This is a genomic window from Flavihumibacter fluminis (assembly GCF_021491375.1).
GTDB lineage: Bacteria > Bacteroidota > Bacteroidia > Chitinophagales > Chitinophagaceae > Flavihumibacter > Flavihumibacter fluminis.
In genome coordinates, this window is the sequence record NZ_JAKEVY010000002.1 from 911,430 (window position 1) to 930,004 (window position 18,575).

Sequence of the window (18,575 nt, forward strand, 5' to 3'; positions counted from 1 at the left end):
TTATTGGGTGTTTTAGGGTGTAGTTTCACGTCTGACGTCTCACATCTCACCTTTCACTTTTCACCATTTCATATAGCTCATCTTTCAACTTCACCCGCTTCATCCTCAATTCATTAAGGAAATGATCGTCGGCGGGTTCAATTCCATTTTCTATTCTTTCTACCTGGTGATTGGTTTCATTATAGTCTTCGTAGAGCTTTTTGAAGTGGGCATCACTGGCTTTCAATTCCTGGATTTTATCCTTCAATTCGGGAAACTCGTTCAGAAAAAAATGTTTGTCCATAACTACTGTTTAGGAGGCTAAGATCAGCCTAAAAACAGGAATGGCAACTGACTTTAGTAGGTCGAAGGGGTGAGTTTTGTCAGGTTCACTGCCAGGCTTATACGATCTGTTTGCGATTCAGTTTTTGGAGTAGTTGGGGGCGCGTGTTCAGCAGAAAGGCGAATACTGAAACAATCAGTGTGATGGATGTACCGATATTCTTAAGACGTACGAATATCTGTTGATCCGGAAAGGAATTGCTGATAAAATAGATACTGTTACCAAACCAGAACATGGTATAGAGTGCAGCAAAGAATACAAGCCAGCGGAACATACTTTTGTTGTCCTCCGTTTGTGATTTTTCAACATCGAGTTTGAAGGCAGCCAGCCTGGCAAGTATAAGCAGGAGGTAAAACAATCCAAACAGGATAAGTGCCGGCTGGTAGTAGGAGGGCTCAGCACCAGCCAGGAAGGTTTCCATAATGGTTAGTTTTTCTGCCTTAGCTGCCAGGTAGAAGGGCAGGAGATAAAGAATAGAAAAAATAGCCGGAATGAAATGAATCCAATCGGATTTTGGGGTGAAAACTTTGCCCGTACTTACCGATCGCACGTAGAGGTAAATCAGTGGGGCGGGCACAAAGTACAGCGGTAATATGCTGCCCCAGAAAATCGGCCAGGATTGGATACCACCTGTTTCTATCAGCAGGTTATTGATCGAGAACAAGGTGAAAAGCAAAAAATACAGCCCCAGGAAACGACAGCAGAGCCCATTTTTACGGAATCCCAGCACCAGCCGGAGGATGGCAGCCAGTCCCATGAGAATAGCTCCTGAAAATATTAGCTGGTTCGGGTTCATAACTGATTTCAACGGCAATATCTAAAGATTCCACTTAGAACATCCTTGATTTTCGACCAATCGGCTGTATTCTTCGCCCGATGGCGGGGCATGGAGCAGCAAAAAATGAGGTAAATGAGGTGAATATGGTGAATGAGGTGAATGGGGCTCCCTTCTTCTTCTTCCTTTCTTCCTTTCCTCCATCTTCCGTACCTTTGCGCCTCCAAAGAAGGAGATTTTATCATGATTTCAGTTAACAACGTCACATTATCATTCGGTAAAAGGGTTCTATTTGATGAGGTAAACCTCAATTTCACCAAGGGGAACTGTTATGGGGTAATCGGTGCCAATGGTGCCGGTAAATCCACCTTCCTAAAAATCCTCTCCGGGGAAATCGAACCCACCAAGGGATCTGTGAGTATCAGTCCGGGTGAGCGGTTGGCCGTTCTGAAGCAGAACCATTTTGCCTACGACAATATCACTGTGCTGAATACCGTATTGATGGGGCACCAGAAAATGTGGGAAGTGATGCAAGAGCGGGATGCCATCTACGCCAAAGCTGATTTCAGTGAAGAAGATGGTATGCGTGCCGGTGAACTGGAAGGCGAATTTGGAGAAATGGGCGGATATACTGCCGAAAGTGATGCTGGCAGCATGCTCGGGGAACTGGGTGTACCTGAATCTTTCCACCAGAGCCTGTTGAAAGATATCCCCGGTAACCTCAAAGTACGGGTATTATTGGCACAGGCCCTCTTTGGAAACCCGGACATCCTGCTGCTTGACGAACCGACGAACGGACTGGATATTGAAACCATCAGCTGGCTGGAGAATTTCCTGGCGGATTATGAAAATATTGTACTGGTAGTATCGCACGACCGTCACTTCCTGGATGCCATCTGTACCCATGTAGCTGATGTGGATCGCCAGAAGATCAAGATCTTCACCGGTAACTATACCTTCTGGTATGAGAGCTCTCAATTGATGAGTCGCCAGATCAACGACAAGAACAAGAAGGTAGAAGAGAAGCGTGCTGCTCTCATGGAATTCATCGCCCGATTCAGTGCGAATGCCTCCAAATCCAAGCAGGCTACCAGCCGGAAAAAGGCCCTCGAGAAACTCACCATTGAAGAAATTGAGCCTTCTAACCGTCGTTACCCGGGTATTATCTTCCAGCCCCTGCGCGAGGTTGGAAACCAGATCCTGAATGTAGAAAAACTGAGTGCCTCTGTTGATGGCCGTCCGCTGTTTAACAATGTGAGCTTCAGTGTAAATAAGAATGATAAGATCGCGATCCTGAGTAAGGATCCCCTGGCAGCAACTGCTTTTTACGAGATCATCAATAATAAACGCAAGGCAGACAAGGGCAGCTTCGAATGGGGTACTACCATCACCAGTGCTTACCTGCCGGTTGAAAACAATGAATTCTTTACAGAAGGATTGAGCCTGCTGGAATGGCTGCGTCAATTTGTGCCAGCTCATGTTACTGATGCGGATGAGCCTTTCCTGCGCGGTTTCCTGGGCAAAATGCTGTTCAGCGGAGATGATATCATGAAGAAAACGAATGTACTGAGTGGTGGTGAAAAAGTGCGTTGTATGGTGAGTCGGATGATGTTGCAAAATCCCAACCTGATCATGCTGGATCAGCCCACCAACCACCTCGACCTGGAAAGTATTCAGAGCTTCAACGAAGGTTGTCAGAACTTCCCTGGTATTGTTTTACTGACATCACATGACCATACCTTCATGCAAACAGTGGCCAACCGTATCATCGAACTCACACCCAATGGTATCATTGACCGCCTGATGAGCTTTGATGAATACCTGGAAGATGACCGGGTTAAAAAGCTGAAAGCAGAAATGTATGGTGAAGCTGTTCCGGCTTAATTAAAGCCGGAAGCTGACTCCTGATTGCACAGCTCCATAAAAATTTCCAGCTGATAAACGCACAAATCCTGTTGTACGGCGTACCGTAAAATGGAAGGTGTTGTTGATATAAAAAGGCGTGAAGTTGTTATAGGTGAATTGTTCATAGTTGCGTAAGCGATGTAAGGATGACCCTATCGCCAACTGATAACCGAGTCGCACATCCCGATTCCGGGGCTTGAATATCCACTCGGTAAATCCACCCAGCGTCAAATGCGTATTTCGGCGATCTGAAATTTCTACTACCGAATCAGGTAGTGCCAGTCGCGTTTTGTAATAATCGCCAAACTCTCTGCCAAAGCTGGACTCGAGGCCAAAAACCCTCCATTCCACGCGGGTTCCAAGGGGAATCACTACTGCCAATCCGGCTGTTGAGCCCACGGAAGCAGTAAACTTATTACCTGTTGGTCCTTGAAAGTAAATAGGCTCCCCGGTTACCGGATCATATTTGACGTTGTTGTCATAGGCGCCACCGGAAATGTCATAACTACCCACACTGCCATGCAGTCCCGCATATCCCTGGAGATTCTTTCCCAATTGTCCGGCTACATGATACTTGCCCTGAAAAATATAAATCGCATCAGCCAGCCAGTCGTTGGAGCCGCCTAATGTTGCAGAAGCTGTGAGATAATGAGCTGTTTTCTTCTCAACCGAAAGGGTCGGCATAACATGGTAAGTATTTTGCTGATTGGTATACGGACTTCTAAAAACTGTTCGGGTGGTACAGGAAGCGGCCAACAGCAGGCACAAAACCAGGCTAAACAGGGTGTTGGAATAGGTTAAACGCATGCAGCTTTGACAATTGCGCCAGGAAGAGCGCTGCATGGCTATATTGGGCAATAATCAGTTAATTTTATCGCTTTAAGTGGAAACGGGCCTTTTGCTAAAACAACTGCTGATATCGTTGTTGATCGTATTGTGGGGACAGTTACTCCTGGCACAGGAGCCTTCAGCTTTGAAGCAGCTCAAAACTTCGAATGCCCGGCAGGCTCGTATTCCTGTAAAAGCAGGGAAAATCACACTCGATTCTCTCACCATAATTCCTGGTTCGGTTCGTATACCCGGACTCGCAGACAGTTTGTATACCATCGACTGGCTGGATGGCAGTATCAGCTTCAAACAACTGCCTCCCTTTGATTCGGTACTGGTGCAGTGGCGTAATTTTTCCACCCGGCTTAACAAGGTCAAACAGGATCTGAATTTTGACAGCATACTGAACTCCTACGTGTCTCAGCAAACCATCCGCAGTATGGGTGAATCCAACCGGCGCGATGATGAGTTTTTCAATTTCGGCAACATCAATTACAGCGGAAGCTTTGGAAGAGGGATCTCCTTCGGTAATGCGCAGGATGCGGTGGTTACTTCCAACCTCAATCTTCAGATCAATGGCTTTCTGGGCGATAGCATTGAAATTGCTGCAGCCATCACCGATAACAATATTCCTATCCAGCCGGATGGCACCACACAACAGTTAAATGAGTTTGACCGCATCTTTCTGCAATTCAAAAAGAAAGGATGGCAGCTTAGTTTGGGTGATATCGATATTCGCCAGAACCGGAATTATTTCCTGAACTTTTATAAACGCCTCCAGGGCGGCGCTTTTGAAAACACCAGCAACCTGGGCAAAAATGTGGTGAATAGAACTATGTTCAGTGGCTCCATCGCCAAAGGAAAATTCACGCGAAATATTTTCGACGGATTGGAAGGCAACCAGGGACCTTATCGTTTGACAGGAGCTAATAATGAACTCTATTTTGTAGTGCTGGCAGGTACGGAAAGAGTTTTCCTCGATGGAGAATTATTGCAACGTGGTGAAGACCGTGATTATGTGATCAATTACAATACAGCAGAAATTACGTTTACCCCTCGCCGTATGATCAACAAGGATCGCAGGATACAGGTGGAATTTGAATATGCCGACCGGAACTACCTTAACACCAACCTCTATCTTTCCAATGAAACGGACATCGGTAAGCGCTTTCGCCTGCGGATGGCAGCTTTCTCCAACAACGATGCAAAAAACTCTCCCATCAACCAAACCCTGGATCCACAACAAAAACGTTTTTTAGGGTTAGTGGGAGATAGTATCCAGTCAGCGTTTTATCCAATTGCTTCCATTGATACCTTCTCTCCGGGTAAAATTCTTTATAAGAAAATCGAAGTGCTGGTGAATGGAGCACAGGATTCAATCTATGTATATTCAACGAACCCCGACAGTGCGCGGTATAACCTTAACTTTATTGAGGTGGGACAGGGAAGAGGCAATTATATACCCGATCTCAATGCTGCCAATGGAAAAGTGTATCGTTGGGTGGAACCAATCAACGGTGTGCCGCAGGGAAATTTTGAAGCAGCTACTTTGCTGATCACGCCCAAAAAACAACAGGTGCTCACGTTTGGAGGAGATTATTTCGTCAGTGGCAAAACCACCATCAGTGCAGATATCGGCATGAGTAATTTCGATATCAACACATTTTCCACGCGGCAAAAAGGAAATGATAAAGGCTTTGCTTCGCGCTTTCAATTCAAACATATCGAAAGGCTGAATCCATCGTTAAACCTGCAGGGAGATGGATCTTTTGAATGGGTGGAGCATAGTTTCCGACCACTGGAACGCTTAAGAAATGTGGAGTTTACCCGCGACTGGGGATTGCCACTGCAGGTATTGCCAGCTGATGAAACCATGTATGCAGCAGGATTGGAACTTAATGATAAAAAGAACAATCGCCTGCGGTACCAGTTTACCGGTTACCAGCGCAGTGATGGTTTTAAAGGAGGCAGGAACAGCCTGATACATCAGCAGAATACGAAAGGATGGACCTTCAATAACCAGTTAAACATAACAAAATCGTCCAGCCTACTCGACGATGGATATTTTCTCAGACCCAGTTTGAATATCGCGAAAACCCTGGCAGGCTTGCGCAACTACACAGTTGGAGTGAGTTATGAGCTGGAACATAATGAAGCCCGGAACAAACAAAGAGATACAGTTACGCCCTATAGTTTTTCCTTTGATATCCTGAAGATCTATCTGAAATCCGATGAACAGAAAGCCAACAAATGGGGTTTCAGTTATTATACCCGAAGTGATCAATTACCAATAGGAGGTGAGTTAGTAAGAACCGATCGTAGCCAGAACTTTACGTTAACCGGAGAACTGATGTCGAGTCCGGCACACCAGCTACGGGTGAATGCTACCTATCGTACACTGCAGGTCTTCCAGAAGACCAATACCAATTCGGAGTCAGATAAATCCTTGTTGGGCAGGGTGGAGTATCAGATTAATGAGTGGAAGGGATTGGTAACCGGAAATGTGTTGTATGAGTTGGGAGCGGGACAGGAGCAGAAGCGCGACTTTGCTTTCCTTGAAGTACCTGCCGGGCAGGGAGAATATGCATGGTTTGATTACAACAACGATGGGGTGCAGCAGCTCAATGAATTTGAAATTGCGTTATTCCAGGACCAGGCCAAATACATTCGCATCTTCACGCCCACCAATGAATTTGTAAAAGCGGCCTACAATAGTTTTAATTATAGTATGGCGATCAATCCCAGGGCAGTGTTGGATCCACTCTCCTCGAAAGGGTTCAAGAAAATGCTCACCCGGTTTAACCTGCAATCTTCTTTGCAGTTGTACCGAAAGCAACTGGCAGATGGATCCATTCAGTTCAACCCATTTGATAATAAGCTAGTAGACAGTACCCTGATCAGTTTAACCAGCGTCTGGATTAACAGCCTGGCGTTTAACCGGTTTAGTTCTCGTTGGGGATTTGATATCAGCAATATCCGAAACAACGCCAAAGTATTGCTGACCTATGGACTGGAAAGCAGGTCGCAGGAGGAATGGAATATCCGCAGCCGCCTGAATTTTGCAAAACGATATACGCTAGAGTTGATAGGTAAAACAGGACAAACACAATTAGCCACTGGTAATGAAAAATTTGATAACCGGAACTATTCGGTGCAGCAATATTCACTGGAGCCGAAATTAAGTTTCACGAAAGGAGCCAATTTCCGAGTAGGAGGAGGGTATCGCTACCAGCATAAAGAAAATCAACTGGGCTTATCAGAAAATCTGAGTTCACATGCCATGAATGCGGATGTGAAATACAATTTGCTCCAGAATGCATCTCTTCAAGGAAAGTTTACCTATAACACCATCCGGTTTCCTTTTCCAACCAACACTACGGTCAGTTATATCATGCTGGATGGATTGCAGCCCGGAAAGAACCTGTTATGGTCGATAGACCTAACGAAAAGATTGGGCAAAAACCTGGAAATGAATATTCAGTATGAGGGTCGTAAGCCCGGAGAAAACAGGGTGATTCATATCGGCAGGGCATCCCTTCGTGCAATATTATAAGCAATATTTTGCGTTATAACTGGGATGAATACTTGCAGTTGTTAAAGCAATTGTAAGACTGGGTACGATACTTGCATATACCTTCTTTATTGTAATTTGCGTCATCTAAAATCTCATTTATGAAGAAACTACTATTATCCTTTGCAATGGCAGCCGGACTTATGAGTGCAAAAGCGCAGAGCGACTACAACAGTGCTATAGGTCTGAGAATTGGGGGATATGATGATCTGGTATCCGCATCGTATAAAACACATGTAACCAAGCCAGGCGCACTGGAATTTAACCTTGGTTTCCGTGGCCGTAGCTATGGCAGTTTTGATTGGGTAACCGTTGCGTTCAGTGCAGCTTACCAGCACCATTTTGAAATTAAGCCGGTACCCGGCCTGCGTTGGTTTGTGGGTGGTGGTTTGACCGCTTATAATTCCTTCTCGAATTATGATGATTACAAAGGATTTGGTTTGGGTATTTTCCCAACCGGCGGTATTGACTATAAGTTCGAAAAAATTCCGTTGAACCTGTCTGCGGACGTTCGTCCGACATTTGGAATTGTTGATCCTTACGATGCGCCAGGATACAAGCACCGCAATTTCCGTGGCGATAACTTCGGTATCTCTGCCCGTTATACCTTCAGATAATCCTGAATCGGAAAGTATATTTAAAAGTGCCTCTCTTGCAGAGGCACTTTTTTTGTTTTTTTATTGAAACATTCGACTCTTAATTCAATTTAATCCAGGCTTTTTATTTTGTAATCCGTGCAGTTCGGCCTATTTTCTCCGTCCATTCGGGCACTTTTCTCTATCCATCCAGTCATTCAGGACCACTATTGTACCATTGTTTGAGCACTCTACAACCACCAGTGAACCGCCAATGAACCATCCGTGAAGCACTCTGGAACTATTCTTCCACTTTTCCAGTGGGGCTCATTTTTATGCGCGAAGTTTTGACGTGCAGACATCCATGCCTCCTATGTCCCTTCTTCCATTCCCCCTTCTTCCTTTTCTCCATCCTCCATAAAAAAGGCCGTCTCACTTGAGACGGCCTTTCACACATTATACTTATGAGGATGCTACTTGCTTACTAAGATTAACCGAACAGGCCACCTTTCTTCAGTTCGCGGGTTCCTTCACCAATCTTGAAACCATTGTGGTAGATTTCAATTTTGTAGTTACCACGCTGGAAGTCGTTAGAAGATTTCCAGGCAAACTCAACTGGAGTTTTCTTACCAGTTTCGATCTTTACAGGAACTTTAGCAGTGAACGGCTTTTCACCTTCTTCACGTGTAGTGAATGAACCGGAACCCAGGCTCTCCTGAGAAACAGGCTTGCCATCAGGACCTACAACCACTACATATACTTCAGCAGTACCTGCTGGTGCGATACGGTTATCAACATCGAAAGAAATAACCAGTTTGTCAACACGCTTTGCAGTAGAAGTTACTTTTTCTTTACCGCTGTTCTTTTCATTGATCGGAGTGATCGCAATATTGTAAGCATTCAGGGTAGAAGCGATATCAACTGTTTTTTCCAGTTCCTGCTTGGCAGAAGTGGTAGTTGCGAGATCACTGGTCAACTGAGTTGTTTTTTGTCTTTCTGTACCGAGATCAGTGTTCAACTGAGTGTTCTCAGCAGTCAGACGGGCAACTTCCTGCTCCAGGTTAGCAACCTTCTCGTTCATTTCTGCGATCAGGGTTTTTGCTCTTTTCAGTTCAGATGCAGTTGCGTTGCTCTTGTTCAGAATGCTGCGGATTTCTTTTTTCAGTTTAGAAATTTCGCTGTTTCTGTCGTTCAGTTTTCCTTCCAGTTGATTGTTGTAACCGGTAACGGAATCCAGACGTGCCAGAGAAGCATCAAAGTTGCGCTGCAGTTCAGTTTTTTCATCTGTTACCTGAGCGATGGTTGCTTCTTTCTGCTGAATGGTTTGTTCGTTCTTGTTATTATTCCATAACAAATAACCCCATGTTCCCAACAGACCTGCTGCCAGGAGGGCAATGATCAACCCTTTATAGTCTTTTTTAGGTTCTTGTGTAGGGGTGGCTGAAGGATAGTTTGATGTGCTCATTATGTATTGTTTTTCAGTTTTTAAATTGGTTCTGTAACCGGGTTAACAAGGTTTTTGGTGTTTGATATGGAAGGCATTTCGAAAACCGTGCCAAAAAAATAAAAGAGGGTAAACGGAGTAGTCTCCAGGAAGGGTAGAATGCAGGCGCTGCGCGAATTTCCGATTTTTTTCCCAGCTTTCAATTATTATTGCAATCCTGAATAAAAAAGCATGTCGGTAGAAAAAATTCTGGAGAACTGGAAGAAAAAACAATACCAGCCGGTTTACTGGCTGGAAGGAGAGGAAGACTATTATATTGACAAAGTGGTGCAGGTTGCAGAGCACCAGATACTCACCGAATCGGAAGCAAGTTTCAATCTTTCCATTTTTTACGGACGTGAAGCCAACTGGGCGGATGTGATCAATGCCTGTATGCGGTATCCTATGTTTTCTGAAAAGCAGGTAGTGCTTTTAAAAGAAGCACAGCAAATGAAAGACCTGGATAAACTGGAAAACTATATTGCCAATCCACTTGCCTCTACGATCCTGGTAGTGGCGCACAAAGAAAAAAAGATAGACGGCAGAAGTAAACTTGCCAAACTGCTGAAAGAAAAAACAGTTTTCGTACAAACCAAGAAAATGTATGAAAACCAGTTGCCTGCCTGGGCGGAAAAACTGGTTCAGTCGAAGGGCTATTCGATTCAGCAAAAGGCCTGCTTATTATTAGTGGATCATATCGGCAATGATCTCAGCCGGATCGAAAACGAGATTGATAAATTACTGATCAACCTGGGCGGACGAACCACCATCACCGAAGATGATATTGAACGGTTCATCGGTGTGAGCAAGGAGTTCAATGTGTTTGAACTGCAGGATGCCATCGCGCGTAAAGATCTGCCCAAGGCCATCCGGATTGTTCAATACTTTGAAAGCAATCCCAAAGCGGGACCGATTCAGATGATCCTGCCGGCTCTGTATAATTATTTCAGTAAGGTATTCATGATTTTTGGCGCGCGCAGCAACGACGAAAAGCTGATCGCCTCCACTATTGGCACTTCCCCTTTTTTCGTGAAAGACTATATTCAGTGTTCCCAGCGCTACGGGTATGAAGGGGTCGAAAAGATCCTGCTGCTTTTACATGAATACAACCTGCGTTCGATTGGTATTAATGATGGAGGCACTTCAGACAGTGCGTTGATGAAGGAATTGCTGGTAAAGATCATGCAGTAATTACAGGCTGTTCAGGAGCCCCACGCTGGTGGCTTTATCCCTGGCCAGTTGCTCTTTCAATGCTTCCAGTCCGCTGAATTTTTGTTCAGCACGTAACCAGTGCTTGAGGGTAACCTGGATGGTTTGACCATATATATCGGCGTCAAAGTCAAAAATGTTTACCTCAATCACGCGGCTTAAGCCATCCACGGTAGGGCGCACCCCGATATTCATCATACCTTTCAGTTGTGCTTCACCGTTACTAACAGGACCGGATAACCGCACGGTGACTGCATACACCCCGTTTGCCGGAATCAGTTTTTCATTGTCGGTCAACTGCAGGTTGGCGGTAGGGTAACCCAGGGTTCGACCCAACTGGTTACCTTTAACTACCATTCCGTCAAAGAAATAATCATAACCCAGCAAGTTGGATGCCAGGTGTACATCGCCCTGGAGCAGGGCCTGGCGGATGCGGGTGGAACTGATAGTAGAAGCTTCCAGCAGTTTACCGGGGATCTCAACCAGTCCGAATGCCTTGTTTTGGGCATAGGTTTCCAGCAATTTGAAATCGCCTTCGCGGTTATGGCCAAAGCGATGATCGTATCCTATAATGACCGTATGCGGTTTGAAATAGCGGATCAGAAAATCTTCCACGTAAGCCCTGGGAGGCTGAATAGCAAATTCGGGCGTAAAGGGAATAACCACCAGGTGATCAATCCCTGCTTCTTCCAGTAGCCTGATTTTTTCAGGCAGGGTATTCAGCAACAAAACCGCCTGTGGTTCCTTACCTACAATGCGCCTTGGGTGCGGGTGAAAGGTCAGGATAACTGTTTCGCCAGCTACTTCCTTTGCGAGGCTTTTCATTTGCGCAATTATGGAACCATGTCCCAGATGCACACCATCAAAAGTACCAATGGTGAGAATGGCATTTCGGAAGGAGGGTAGTTGTTCTATGTTGCGGTGTACCTGCATAGGAGGCGCAAATATAGTGAAACGTGAGACGTCAGACGTCAGATGTGAGACGTCAGACGTGAGACTTCTCACGTTTCACGTCTCACATTTCACTACTTTCGCAGTTCGAATAACCAATCATGAGTCTGTATTCAAAAAGGGGAGTATCTGCACAGAAGGAAGAAGTTCACAAAGCAACCGAAAAACTGGACCAGGGTCTGTATCCCCATGCATTTTGTAAAATATATCCGGATTATTTAGGAAATGATGCCGACTGGGTGAACCTGATGCACGCAGATGGGGCCGGTACCAAAAGTATCCTGGCTTACCTGTATTGGAAACAGACTGGTAACCTGGAAGTGTGGAAAGGCATTGCGCAGGATGCCATCGTAATGAATATAGACGACCTGCTCTGTGTGGGTATTCATGATAATCTCTTGTTTTCCTCCACCATTGATCGCAATAAAGGCTTGATTCCGGGGGAAGTGCTGGAAGCCATCATCTCCGGAACCCAGGAATTCTTTGACCAGATGAAGACCTATGGGGTCAATATTCATTACCTGGGTGGGGAAACCGCGGATGTTGGTGATGTGGTGAGATCCATCGCGGTAAATGGTACCATGACTGCACGCTGGCCCAAAAACAAGCTGGTTACCAATGATTTGATTCAGGCAGGGGATGTGATTGTAGGATTTTCAAGCGCCGGCCAGGCTAACTATGAAACAGCCTATAACAGTGGTATTGGAAGCAATGGGCTGACCAGCGCCCGGCATGATGCCCTGCATAAAGACTATGCCCGCAATTTCCCGGAATCCTTTGATACCAACCTGAACGATGAAGTTGTGTATATCGGGCCACACCGGCTGACGGATTCCATTGAGGTACCAGGCTTCCCGACTACCGATATCGGGCATCTGCTGTTGAGTCCGACCCGCACCTATGCACCTCTCATGAAAGTCTTGCTGGATGAGCATTTCAGCGATATACACGGATTGGTGCATTGCAGTGGAGGAGGACAGACCAAGTGCATGAAATACCTGCCGGCTCCCTTCAAAATCATCAAGGATAATCTGTTTGCGCCACCGGTTGTATTTGACCTGTTGAAAGCTGCTTCGGGTAGCGATTGGCGGGAGATGTACCAGGTATTTAACATGGGGCATCGTCTGGAAGTTTTTACCAGTGAAAAAGCGGCGGACCAACTCCTGGCAGCAGGAGCAGCCCTTGGCCTGGAAGGCAAAATCGTGGGCAGAGTAGAAGCATCGGAAAAGAAAGAATTAGTTCTGCACAGTCCGGATGGCAGTATCGTAACCTATTAATTTCGGTTACGCAACCGTTTTCGGTAGGCCCAGCCTGCATTTCAAGGCGCTATAAGTCATGCTTTAGCCTTGATAAGCAGATAATTATCCACAAAAGCTATGAGATCTGGAAGGCAAAACTTAACTTTGCAGACAGTTCTGGACCATTTTCGCCTATCTTTAACGTACACCTCGACAACGATCGGCGAACCGTAAGCGTCTTACGAGCGTTATTCACTAAATTAATAGACAGGCATGAGGCAGCTAAAAATTGCTACACAGATTACCAACCGGGACTCCCAGGCGGTAGAAAAGTATTTACAGGAAATCTCTAAAATCTCCATGATTACGCCGGAAGAGGAGACAACTCTTGCGCAGCGTATTAAGATGGGAGATCAGAGAGCGCTGGACAAACTTGTTCAGGCCAACCTTCGTTTCGTAGTATCTGTGGCTAAGCAATATCAGCACCAGGGTTTGTCTCTGAGTGACCTCATCAATGAAGGAAACCTCGGTTTGATCAAAGCTGCACAGCGTTTCGATGAAACCAAAGGTTTTAAATTCATTTCTTACGCTGTATGGTGGATTCGTCAGTCTATTCTGCAGGCTTTGGCTGAGCAGGGACGTCTGGTTCGTCTGCCCCAGAATAAAATCGGAACTTATAACAAAGCGAATAAAGCTTATATGGCTTTCGAACAGGAGCATGAGCGTGAGCCTTCAACTGAAGAGCTGGCTGAGATCCTGGAGATGAGCGAAACTGAAATCAATAATATTTTCCAGAGCAATACCCGTCACACTTCTCTTGATGCGCCTGTTCACGAAGCAGAAGATGTAGCCATGGGTGATTTGCTGGAAGGAAGTGATGATACCGATGAAGACGTTATGCAGGATTCTCTGCGCAATGAAATCCGTCGCGTATTGAAATCACTGAGTCCCCGCGAAGCGGAAATCGTAAATGCTTATTTCGGTCTGGATGGCGAAAATGGTGTAACTATTGAGCAGATTGGTCAGAAATATGATCTTACCAAAGAGCGTATCCGCCAGATCAAGGAAAGAGCGATCAAGCGCCTGCAGAAGGCCCGCTACAGCAATGCATTGAAAGCATACCTGGGTTAATATCCCGGTTTCAAGATAACTACGGGCCATCTCTTTCAAAGGAGATGGCCTTTGTTTTTAACCTTTTCCGAAGCTTCTTGTTATATCGCATATGCGCATCCTTTTGTTAACCCTTATCTTTCTAACCACCCTGGTGGCCTGTGAACGGTCGGTTGATTTCGATCTGGATAAACAGGAGCCCAAACTGGTGGTAGAAGCTACCATTGAAGCCAGGCAGGCGCCCCTTGTATTTTTATCCCGCAGCCTTGATTTTTTCAGTGAGATCAATCCCGAAATCCTGACGGGCTCTTTTGTACGGAATGCCATTGTGCGCATTTCCAATGGATCCAGAACACATCAACTGAAGGAATACAGCATACCAACGCCGGCCGGCACCATTATTTACTATTCGATTGATTCATCCAACCTGGCAACAGCTTTCCCGGGTGTGGAAGGAACTTCTTACCGGCTCGAGATTGAAGTAGATGGTAAAACCTATACTGCCACCACTACTATCCCGGTACATGCTAAAACAGTGGATTCGATTTGGTGGAGGCCCTCAGAGAATAACCCGGATACCAACAAAGTGGTCTTATGGGCAAGGGTAACAGATCCTCCGGGATTCGGAAACTATATCCGCTTTTTCACCTCTACCAATGGCGGTCCTTTTAATCCGGGATTCAACTCGGTATTTGATGACCAGATCGTGGATGGCAGCAGGTACGATATCCAGGTAGAAAAAGGAATTAACCGCAATGAAGAAATTGATTTCGAAACCTATTCCTTCTTTGACAAAGGTGATACGGTTATTCTGAAATTCACCAATATTGACAAAGCCAACTATGATTTCTGGCGTACCATGGAATACAATTATGGATCTATTGGTAGTCCGTTTGGCAATCCCACCAAGGTATTAAGCAATATCAGTGGCGGTGCCCTTGGTTATTTTGGGGGCTATTCCGTGCAGTTTGATACACTGGTTATCCCCAGGTGATTTCCCTCACACTGATTTAACATATTTGCCCCTATTTTTGCAGGCCGTAAATTTTTCAACCGTATGGACAATCAAGCAAACGAACACGTACACTGTTTAATCATAGGCTCTGGTCCCGCTGGATACACAGCCGCTATATATGCCTCCCGTGCTGCACTGAAACCGGTATTGTACCAGGGAATTCAGCCAGGCGGACAGTTAACCATCACTACAGAAGTAGAAAACTATCCTGGTTATGCCGAGGGCGTACAGGGACCGGAAATGATGGTGGATTTTGAAAAGCAGGCCAAGCGCATGGGAGCTGATATCCGTTATGGATTGGCAACCAGCGTCGATTTTTCAAAGCGCCCCTTCAGTGTGGTAATAGATGAAGAGAAAACCATCACAGCAGATTCAGTGATCATTGCAACCGGTGCATCTGCCAAATGGCTGGGTATAGAAAGTGAGCAGCGCCTCAATGGATTTGGAGTAAGTGCCTGCGCGGTATGTGATGGCTTCTTCTTTAAAGGAAGAGAAGTGGCCATTGTTGGTGCGGGTGATACTGCCTGTGAGGAAGCGATCTATCTATCCAAACTGGCTACGCGGGTGCATATGATCGTGCGCAAAGGGGAAGATGGTATGAAGGCATCTAAAGTGATGCAGGATCGCGTAAAAGCAACTCCCAATATTACCATTTACTGGAACAGTGAAACAGATGAGATCCTGGGTGATAAAAAAGTAGAAGGTGTGCGAATCAAGAATAACCTTACGGGAGAAAAGACAGAAATCCCGGTAGGAGGTTTCTTTGTAGCGATTGGTCACCAGCCCAATTCAGATATTTTCAAAGGATGGCTGGACATGGATGAAGCTGGTTATATCAAAACGGTGCCCGGAACCTCCAAAACCAACGTGGAAGGGGTTTTTGCGGCGGGCGACGTGCAGGATAAGATCTATCGCCAGGCTGTAACGGCGGCGGGTAGTGGCTGTATGGCAGCCCTGGATGCAGAGCGTTTTCTGTCTGCTACCGGTATCGTTTAAAAAAATTAATACGGCAGTCTATGCCGGAATCAATAATTTGGCGGCCTGTAAAGCCGCCAAATTTGTTTTTATGGTAACCGTCCATCTTCATCAGTTAATCTTTCATGGCTTCCATGGATTGTATCCGGGCGAAGAAATAATCGGGAATGATTTTGAAGTGAACCTGGATGTTGAATACCATGTAAAAAAAGACAAGTACGACAGTCTCAAGCACCTGGTCAATTACGAAGAAGTGTATGAGATCGTCAAAGCTAGAATGGCAATAAACACCCCTTTGCTGGAAGAAATTGCAGACTCCATTATTGGCAAGATTCACCACCGGTTCAGCAATGTTACCCGGATTACGATCAGCATTTACAAACTAAATGCACCCATCCCGCATTTCAATGGGAAAGTTGGAATCAGTATTGATCGTATTTTTGACTGACATGAAGAAGATCCTGTTACTCTTTTGTTGTACCTGGTGTTTGCTGATAACCGGCTGGTCGCAGGATGTGAAGCAGTTGCTTCAAAAAGGCGAAGAACTCGAAGCTGGCTTGAAAGATGAAACAGCCTATCAGCAATACCTGAAAGTACTTGAATTGCAGCCCAACAATCATACGGCCCTCTATAAAGCCAGTATACTGGCCGACAGGTTGGGCAATCGGCTCAGTGATAAAGAGCAACGAAACCGCTATTACAGAACAGCCTATAAATACGCCTCCAAAGCCCTGCAGTTGTATCCGCAATCAGCGGATGCCCATTTTGCGATGTCGGTATCCCTGGGCAGGGTGGCCCTGATGAGTTCAGGAAAAGAACTCGTGGAGTCGGTTAAGAAAATCAAATATCATGCGGACCGTGGGATACAGCTCAATCCAACTGATTTCAGGCCTTATCATGTATTGGGCAGGTGGTATTATGAGATATCCAACCTGGGAAGTTTCAAAAGAGGCGCTGTGAAATTATTTTATGGAGCCTTTCCGGATGCCAGTTTTGAACTCTCTGCCAAAGCGTATGAAAAAAGTTTATCATTGAATCCTTCCTTTATTCTGAACTACCTGGAACTGGCGCGTACCTATGATCAGCTGGATCAACGCACCAGGGCAATTGAAATGCTGAAGAAACTGCAATACCTTCCCGCCAAGATGGAAGATGATCAGCGTATCAAGGAGGAGGGCAAAAAACTGCTGCAGAAATTAAGTGCCTGACCCCATAAAGGCGTATTATTGCAGCATAGGTTATGTCATATACAACCAACTATAGTATTGAATTAGAAGGGCCTGAAGCGGTGACGGACAAGCGATTGCTGGTTCAGCAGACAGAAGCGGGTTTTCGCCTGTTTGGTTATACTGCAAACCACCAGCCGCTCCTGCTGGAAGTGATACAGTTTGATGAAGGAGCCGAAGCGATGGATGCTGCACTGGCAGACTGGATTGCAGAAAAGAAAGACTGGTTAAGGCAATGGCAGCAGGTGGATTTCATCTATCAATCTCCCCAGGCAGTTTTGATACCAGCCGCATTGTATGGAAATGATAATGGCAAGGAATGGCTGGATTGCCAGTTTGGGGATCTGTTCAAAGGCACCACGCTGACCGATTTGCATGCAGATGCATCTCATTATACTGTTTTTCGGTTATCCGCCACCGTTTATTCGGCATTGGCGGGTGCGCATCCCAATAGCACACACCGGCACCAGCTAACCTGCTGGATGCAGCAATTGAATCAGTTGCAGCATCCTGAATCAGGCATCCTTTACCTGGTAATTGATCAGCATATTATTTATGCCGCCCTGCATCACGGAGGATGGAAGTTCTTTCAGCAGTTTGAATACCACTCGCCGGATGATGTAAGTTATCTGGTGTTGTCGCTGCTGCAGCAAGCCGGATTATCGGCTGAAACGACGCCTGTTATTTGGTCGGGCTGGATGGATAGTTCAAGCGCACTTTATTTGGATCTGTACAAATACCTCGGCAATCTGAAACTGGATGTGCAACCGGAAACGTTTCAATTAAATGAACGCCAGCTGCAGGGAATGCAGCCTCATTTTTTCACTCCCCTAATTCAGGCAGCGGTATGCGTATCATAAGTGGAAAATTCGGGGGACGAAAAATAAGTCCGCCTGCCAACATGCCGTATACCCGGCCTACAACAGATATCGCGAAAGAAGGACTCTTCAATATACTGCAGAACAATATTGAGTTTGAAGGAGCCAAAACCCTGGATCTGTTTGGTGGCACAGGCAGCATCAGTTATGAGCTGGCTTCGAGGGGTGCTGCGGAACAGGTGATTGTGGAGAAGGATCCTTCGATGCATGCGTTTATCTCTAAAACAGTGGAGCAGTTGGGACTAACAGAAACCATCCGGGTGGTTCGCATGGATGTGTTCAAGTATATGGAAAGCTGCACGGATCAGTATGATTTTATATTTGCGGGTCCGCCGTATGCACTCACCACCATTGATGAGTTACCCAAAAAAGTGGTGGAGAAACAATTGCTCAAACCCGGAGGAATGTTTGTGCTGGAACACACGCCCCGTAATAATTACCAGGGATATGAATGGTTTGTGCAGGAGCGCAATTACGGAACTACTGTATTCTCTTTTTTCATCAATCGGTAAGT

Annotated in this window: 17 protein-coding genes; 12 read left to right on the forward strand and 5 right to left on the reverse strand. The window is 45.8% G+C overall.

The window, feature by feature from the left end; all coding sequences use genetic code 11:
- Positions 1–46: 46 nt before the first annotated feature.
- Both L0U88_RS10205 and L0U88_RS10210 read right to left on the reverse strand, forming a co-directional pair.
- On the reverse strand, positions 47–283 hold the full coding sequence (locus tag L0U88_RS10205; RefSeq protein WP_234865948.1) for an HP1242/YdcH family protein: 237 nt from the start codon (positions 281–283) through the stop codon (positions 47–49).
- A gap of 97 nt (positions 284–380) precedes the next feature.
- Positions 381–1,118, reverse strand: coding sequence for a hypothetical protein (locus L0U88_RS10210; RefSeq protein WP_234865949.1), 738 nt, complete (start codon positions 1,116–1,118; stop codon positions 381–383).
- A 141-nt stretch (positions 1,119–1,259) separates the two neighbouring features.
- On the opposite strand from L0U88_RS10210, the gene L0U88_RS10215 reads away from it, so the two are divergent.
- Complete coding sequence (locus tag L0U88_RS10215) at positions 1,260–2,981, forward strand: ABC-F family ATP-binding cassette domain-containing protein (RefSeq protein WP_234865950.1); 1,722 nt, start codon at positions 1,260–1,262, stop codon at positions 2,979–2,981.
- Here L0U88_RS10215 and L0U88_RS10220 read toward each other — a convergent pair whose 3' ends face one another.
- A complete protein-coding gene (locus L0U88_RS10220; protein ID WP_234865951.1) occupies positions 2,982–3,809 on the reverse strand; it encodes a hypothetical protein in 828 nt (275 codons plus the stop codon). It abuts the gene before it with no gap.
- 91 nt (positions 3,810–3,900) lie between these two features.
- Here L0U88_RS10220 and L0U88_RS10225 point away from each other — a divergent pair, with 91 nt between their 5' ends.
- Both L0U88_RS10225 and L0U88_RS10230 read left to right on the forward strand, forming a co-directional pair.
- Entirely contained in the window at positions 3,901–7,383 is a 3,483-nt protein-coding gene (locus L0U88_RS10225; protein ID WP_234865952.1) for a DUF8818 domain-containing protein, read from the forward strand.
- Between the two features lie 119 nt (positions 7,384–7,502).
- Positions 7,503–8,018, forward strand: coding sequence for a hypothetical protein (locus tag L0U88_RS10230; RefSeq protein ID WP_234865953.1), 516 nt, complete (start codon positions 7,503–7,505; stop codon positions 8,016–8,018).
- A 448-nt stretch (positions 8,019–8,466) separates the two neighbouring features.
- Here the strand turns inward: L0U88_RS10230 and L0U88_RS10235 are convergent, their stop codons facing one another.
- A complete protein-coding gene (locus L0U88_RS10235; protein ID WP_234865954.1) occupies positions 8,467–9,441 on the reverse strand; it encodes a DUF8428 domain-containing protein in 975 nt (324 codons plus the stop codon).
- Between the two features lie 210 nt (positions 9,442–9,651).
- On the opposite strand from L0U88_RS10235, the gene holA reads away from it, so the two are divergent.
- The gene (gene holA / locus L0U88_RS10240) at positions 9,652–10,650 is read left to right on the forward strand and encodes a DNA polymerase III subunit delta (RefSeq protein WP_234865955.1); all 999 of its coding nucleotides are present in this window, start codon (positions 9,652–9,654) and stop codon (positions 10,648–10,650) included.
- Here the strand turns inward: holA and L0U88_RS10245 are convergent, their stop codons facing one another.
- The gene (locus tag L0U88_RS10245; RefSeq protein WP_234865956.1) at positions 10,651–11,601 is read right to left on the reverse strand and encodes a bifunctional riboflavin kinase/FAD synthetase; all 951 of its coding nucleotides are present in this window, start codon (positions 11,599–11,601) and stop codon (positions 10,651–10,653) included.
- 119 nt (positions 11,602–11,720) lie between these two features.
- On the opposite strand from L0U88_RS10245, the gene L0U88_RS10250 reads away from it, so the two are divergent.
- From L0U88_RS10250 to L0U88_RS10285, 8 genes are all read left to right on the forward strand, one after another.
- Positions 11,721–12,896 carry an AIR synthase related protein gene (locus tag L0U88_RS10250; protein WP_234865957.1) on the forward strand — a complete coding sequence of 392 codons (1,176 nt, stop codon included), beginning with the start codon at positions 11,721–11,723 and terminating at the stop codon, positions 12,894–12,896.
- Positions 12,897–13,130: 234 nt separating this feature from the next.
- Positions 13,131–13,988 carry a sigma-70 family RNA polymerase sigma factor gene (locus tag L0U88_RS10255; RefSeq protein WP_039132713.1) on the forward strand — a complete coding sequence of 286 codons (858 nt, stop codon included), beginning with the start codon at positions 13,131–13,133 and terminating at the stop codon, positions 13,986–13,988.
- A 91-nt stretch (positions 13,989–14,079) separates the two neighbouring features.
- Positions 14,080–14,961, forward strand: coding sequence for a DUF4249 domain-containing protein (locus tag L0U88_RS10260; protein WP_234865958.1), 882 nt, complete (start codon positions 14,080–14,082; stop codon positions 14,959–14,961).
- A 63-nt stretch (positions 14,962–15,024) separates the two neighbouring features.
- Positions 15,025–15,978, forward strand: a complete 954-nt coding sequence (gene trxB / locus L0U88_RS10265) for a thioredoxin-disulfide reductase (RefSeq protein ID WP_234865959.1) — start codon at positions 15,025–15,027, stop codon at positions 15,976–15,978.
- 70 nt (positions 15,979–16,048) lie between these two features.
- On the forward strand, positions 16,049–16,405 hold the full coding sequence (gene folB / locus L0U88_RS10270; RefSeq protein ID WP_234865960.1) for a dihydroneopterin aldolase: 357 nt from the start codon (positions 16,049–16,051) through the stop codon (positions 16,403–16,405).
- Between the two features lies 1 nt (position 16,406).
- Positions 16,407–17,165: a tetratricopeptide repeat protein gene (locus L0U88_RS10275; protein ID WP_234865961.1), complete on the forward strand. Its 759-nt coding sequence runs from the start codon at positions 16,407–16,409 to the stop codon at positions 17,163–17,165.
- Positions 17,166–17,197: 32 nt separating this feature from the next.
- Positions 17,198–18,043, forward strand: a complete 846-nt coding sequence (locus tag L0U88_RS10280; RefSeq protein ID WP_234865962.1) for a DUF3822 family protein — start codon at positions 17,198–17,200, stop codon at positions 18,041–18,043.
- Entirely contained in the window at positions 18,031–18,573 is a 543-nt protein-coding gene (locus tag L0U88_RS10285; RefSeq protein ID WP_234865963.1) for an RsmD family RNA methyltransferase, read from the forward strand. Before L0U88_RS10280 ends, L0U88_RS10285 begins: the two co-directional genes overlap by 13 nt.
- The last annotated feature ends 2 nt before the right edge of the window (positions 18,574–18,575 follow it).

Excerpts from the sequence above, each read along its gene's own strand:
- L0U88_RS10280 (WP_234865962.1), top strand. The coding sequence starts at position 17,198 with ATGTCATATACAACCAACTATAGTATTGAATTAGAAGGGCCTGAAGCG.
- L0U88_RS10275 (WP_234865961.1), top strand. The coding sequence starts at position 16,407 with ATGAAGAAGATCCTGTTACTCTTTTGTTGTACCTGGTGTTTGCTGATA.
- L0U88_RS10215 (WP_234865950.1), top strand. The coding sequence starts at position 1,260 with ATGGGGCTCCCTTCTTCTTCTTCCTTTCTTCCTTTCCTCCATCTTCCG.
- L0U88_RS10230 (WP_234865953.1), top strand. The coding sequence starts at position 7,503 with ATGAAGAAACTACTATTATCCTTTGCAATGGCAGCCGGACTTATGAGT.
- L0U88_RS10210 (WP_234865949.1), bottom strand. The coding sequence starts at position 1,118 with ATGAACCCGAACCAGCTAATATTTTCAGGAGCTATTCTCATGGGACTG.
- L0U88_RS10245 (WP_234865956.1), bottom strand. The coding sequence starts at position 11,601 with ATGCAGGTACACCGCAACATAGAACAACTACCCTCCTTCCGAAATGCC.
- folB (WP_234865960.1), top strand. The coding sequence starts at position 16,049 with ATGGTAACCGTCCATCTTCATCAGTTAATCTTTCATGGCTTCCATGGA.
- trxB (WP_234865959.1), top strand. The coding sequence starts at position 15,025 with ATGGACAATCAAGCAAACGAACACGTACACTGTTTAATCATAGGCTCT.
- L0U88_RS10285 (WP_234865963.1), top strand. The coding sequence starts at position 18,031 with ATGCGTATCATAAGTGGAAAATTCGGGGGACGAAAAATAAGTCCGCCT.
- L0U88_RS10260 (WP_234865958.1), top strand. The coding sequence starts at position 14,080 with ATGCGCATCCTTTTGTTAACCCTTATCTTTCTAACCACCCTGGTGGCC.
- L0U88_RS10255 (WP_039132713.1), top strand. The coding sequence starts at position 13,131 with ATGAGGCAGCTAAAAATTGCTACACAGATTACCAACCGGGACTCCCAG.
- L0U88_RS10250 (WP_234865957.1), top strand. The coding sequence starts at position 11,721 with ATGAGTCTGTATTCAAAAAGGGGAGTATCTGCACAGAAGGAAGAAGTT.
- L0U88_RS10235 (WP_234865954.1), bottom strand. The coding sequence starts at position 9,441 with ATGAGCACATCAAACTATCCTTCAGCCACCCCTACACAAGAACCTAAA.
- L0U88_RS10205 (WP_234865948.1), bottom strand. The coding sequence starts at position 283 with ATGGACAAACATTTTTTTCTGAACGAGTTTCCCGAATTGAAGGATAAA.
- L0U88_RS10220 (WP_234865951.1), bottom strand. The coding sequence starts at position 3,809 with ATGCGTTTAACCTATTCCAACACCCTGTTTAGCCTGGTTTTGTGCCTG.
- holA (WP_234865955.1), top strand. The coding sequence starts at position 9,652 with ATGTCGGTAGAAAAAATTCTGGAGAACTGGAAGAAAAAACAATACCAG.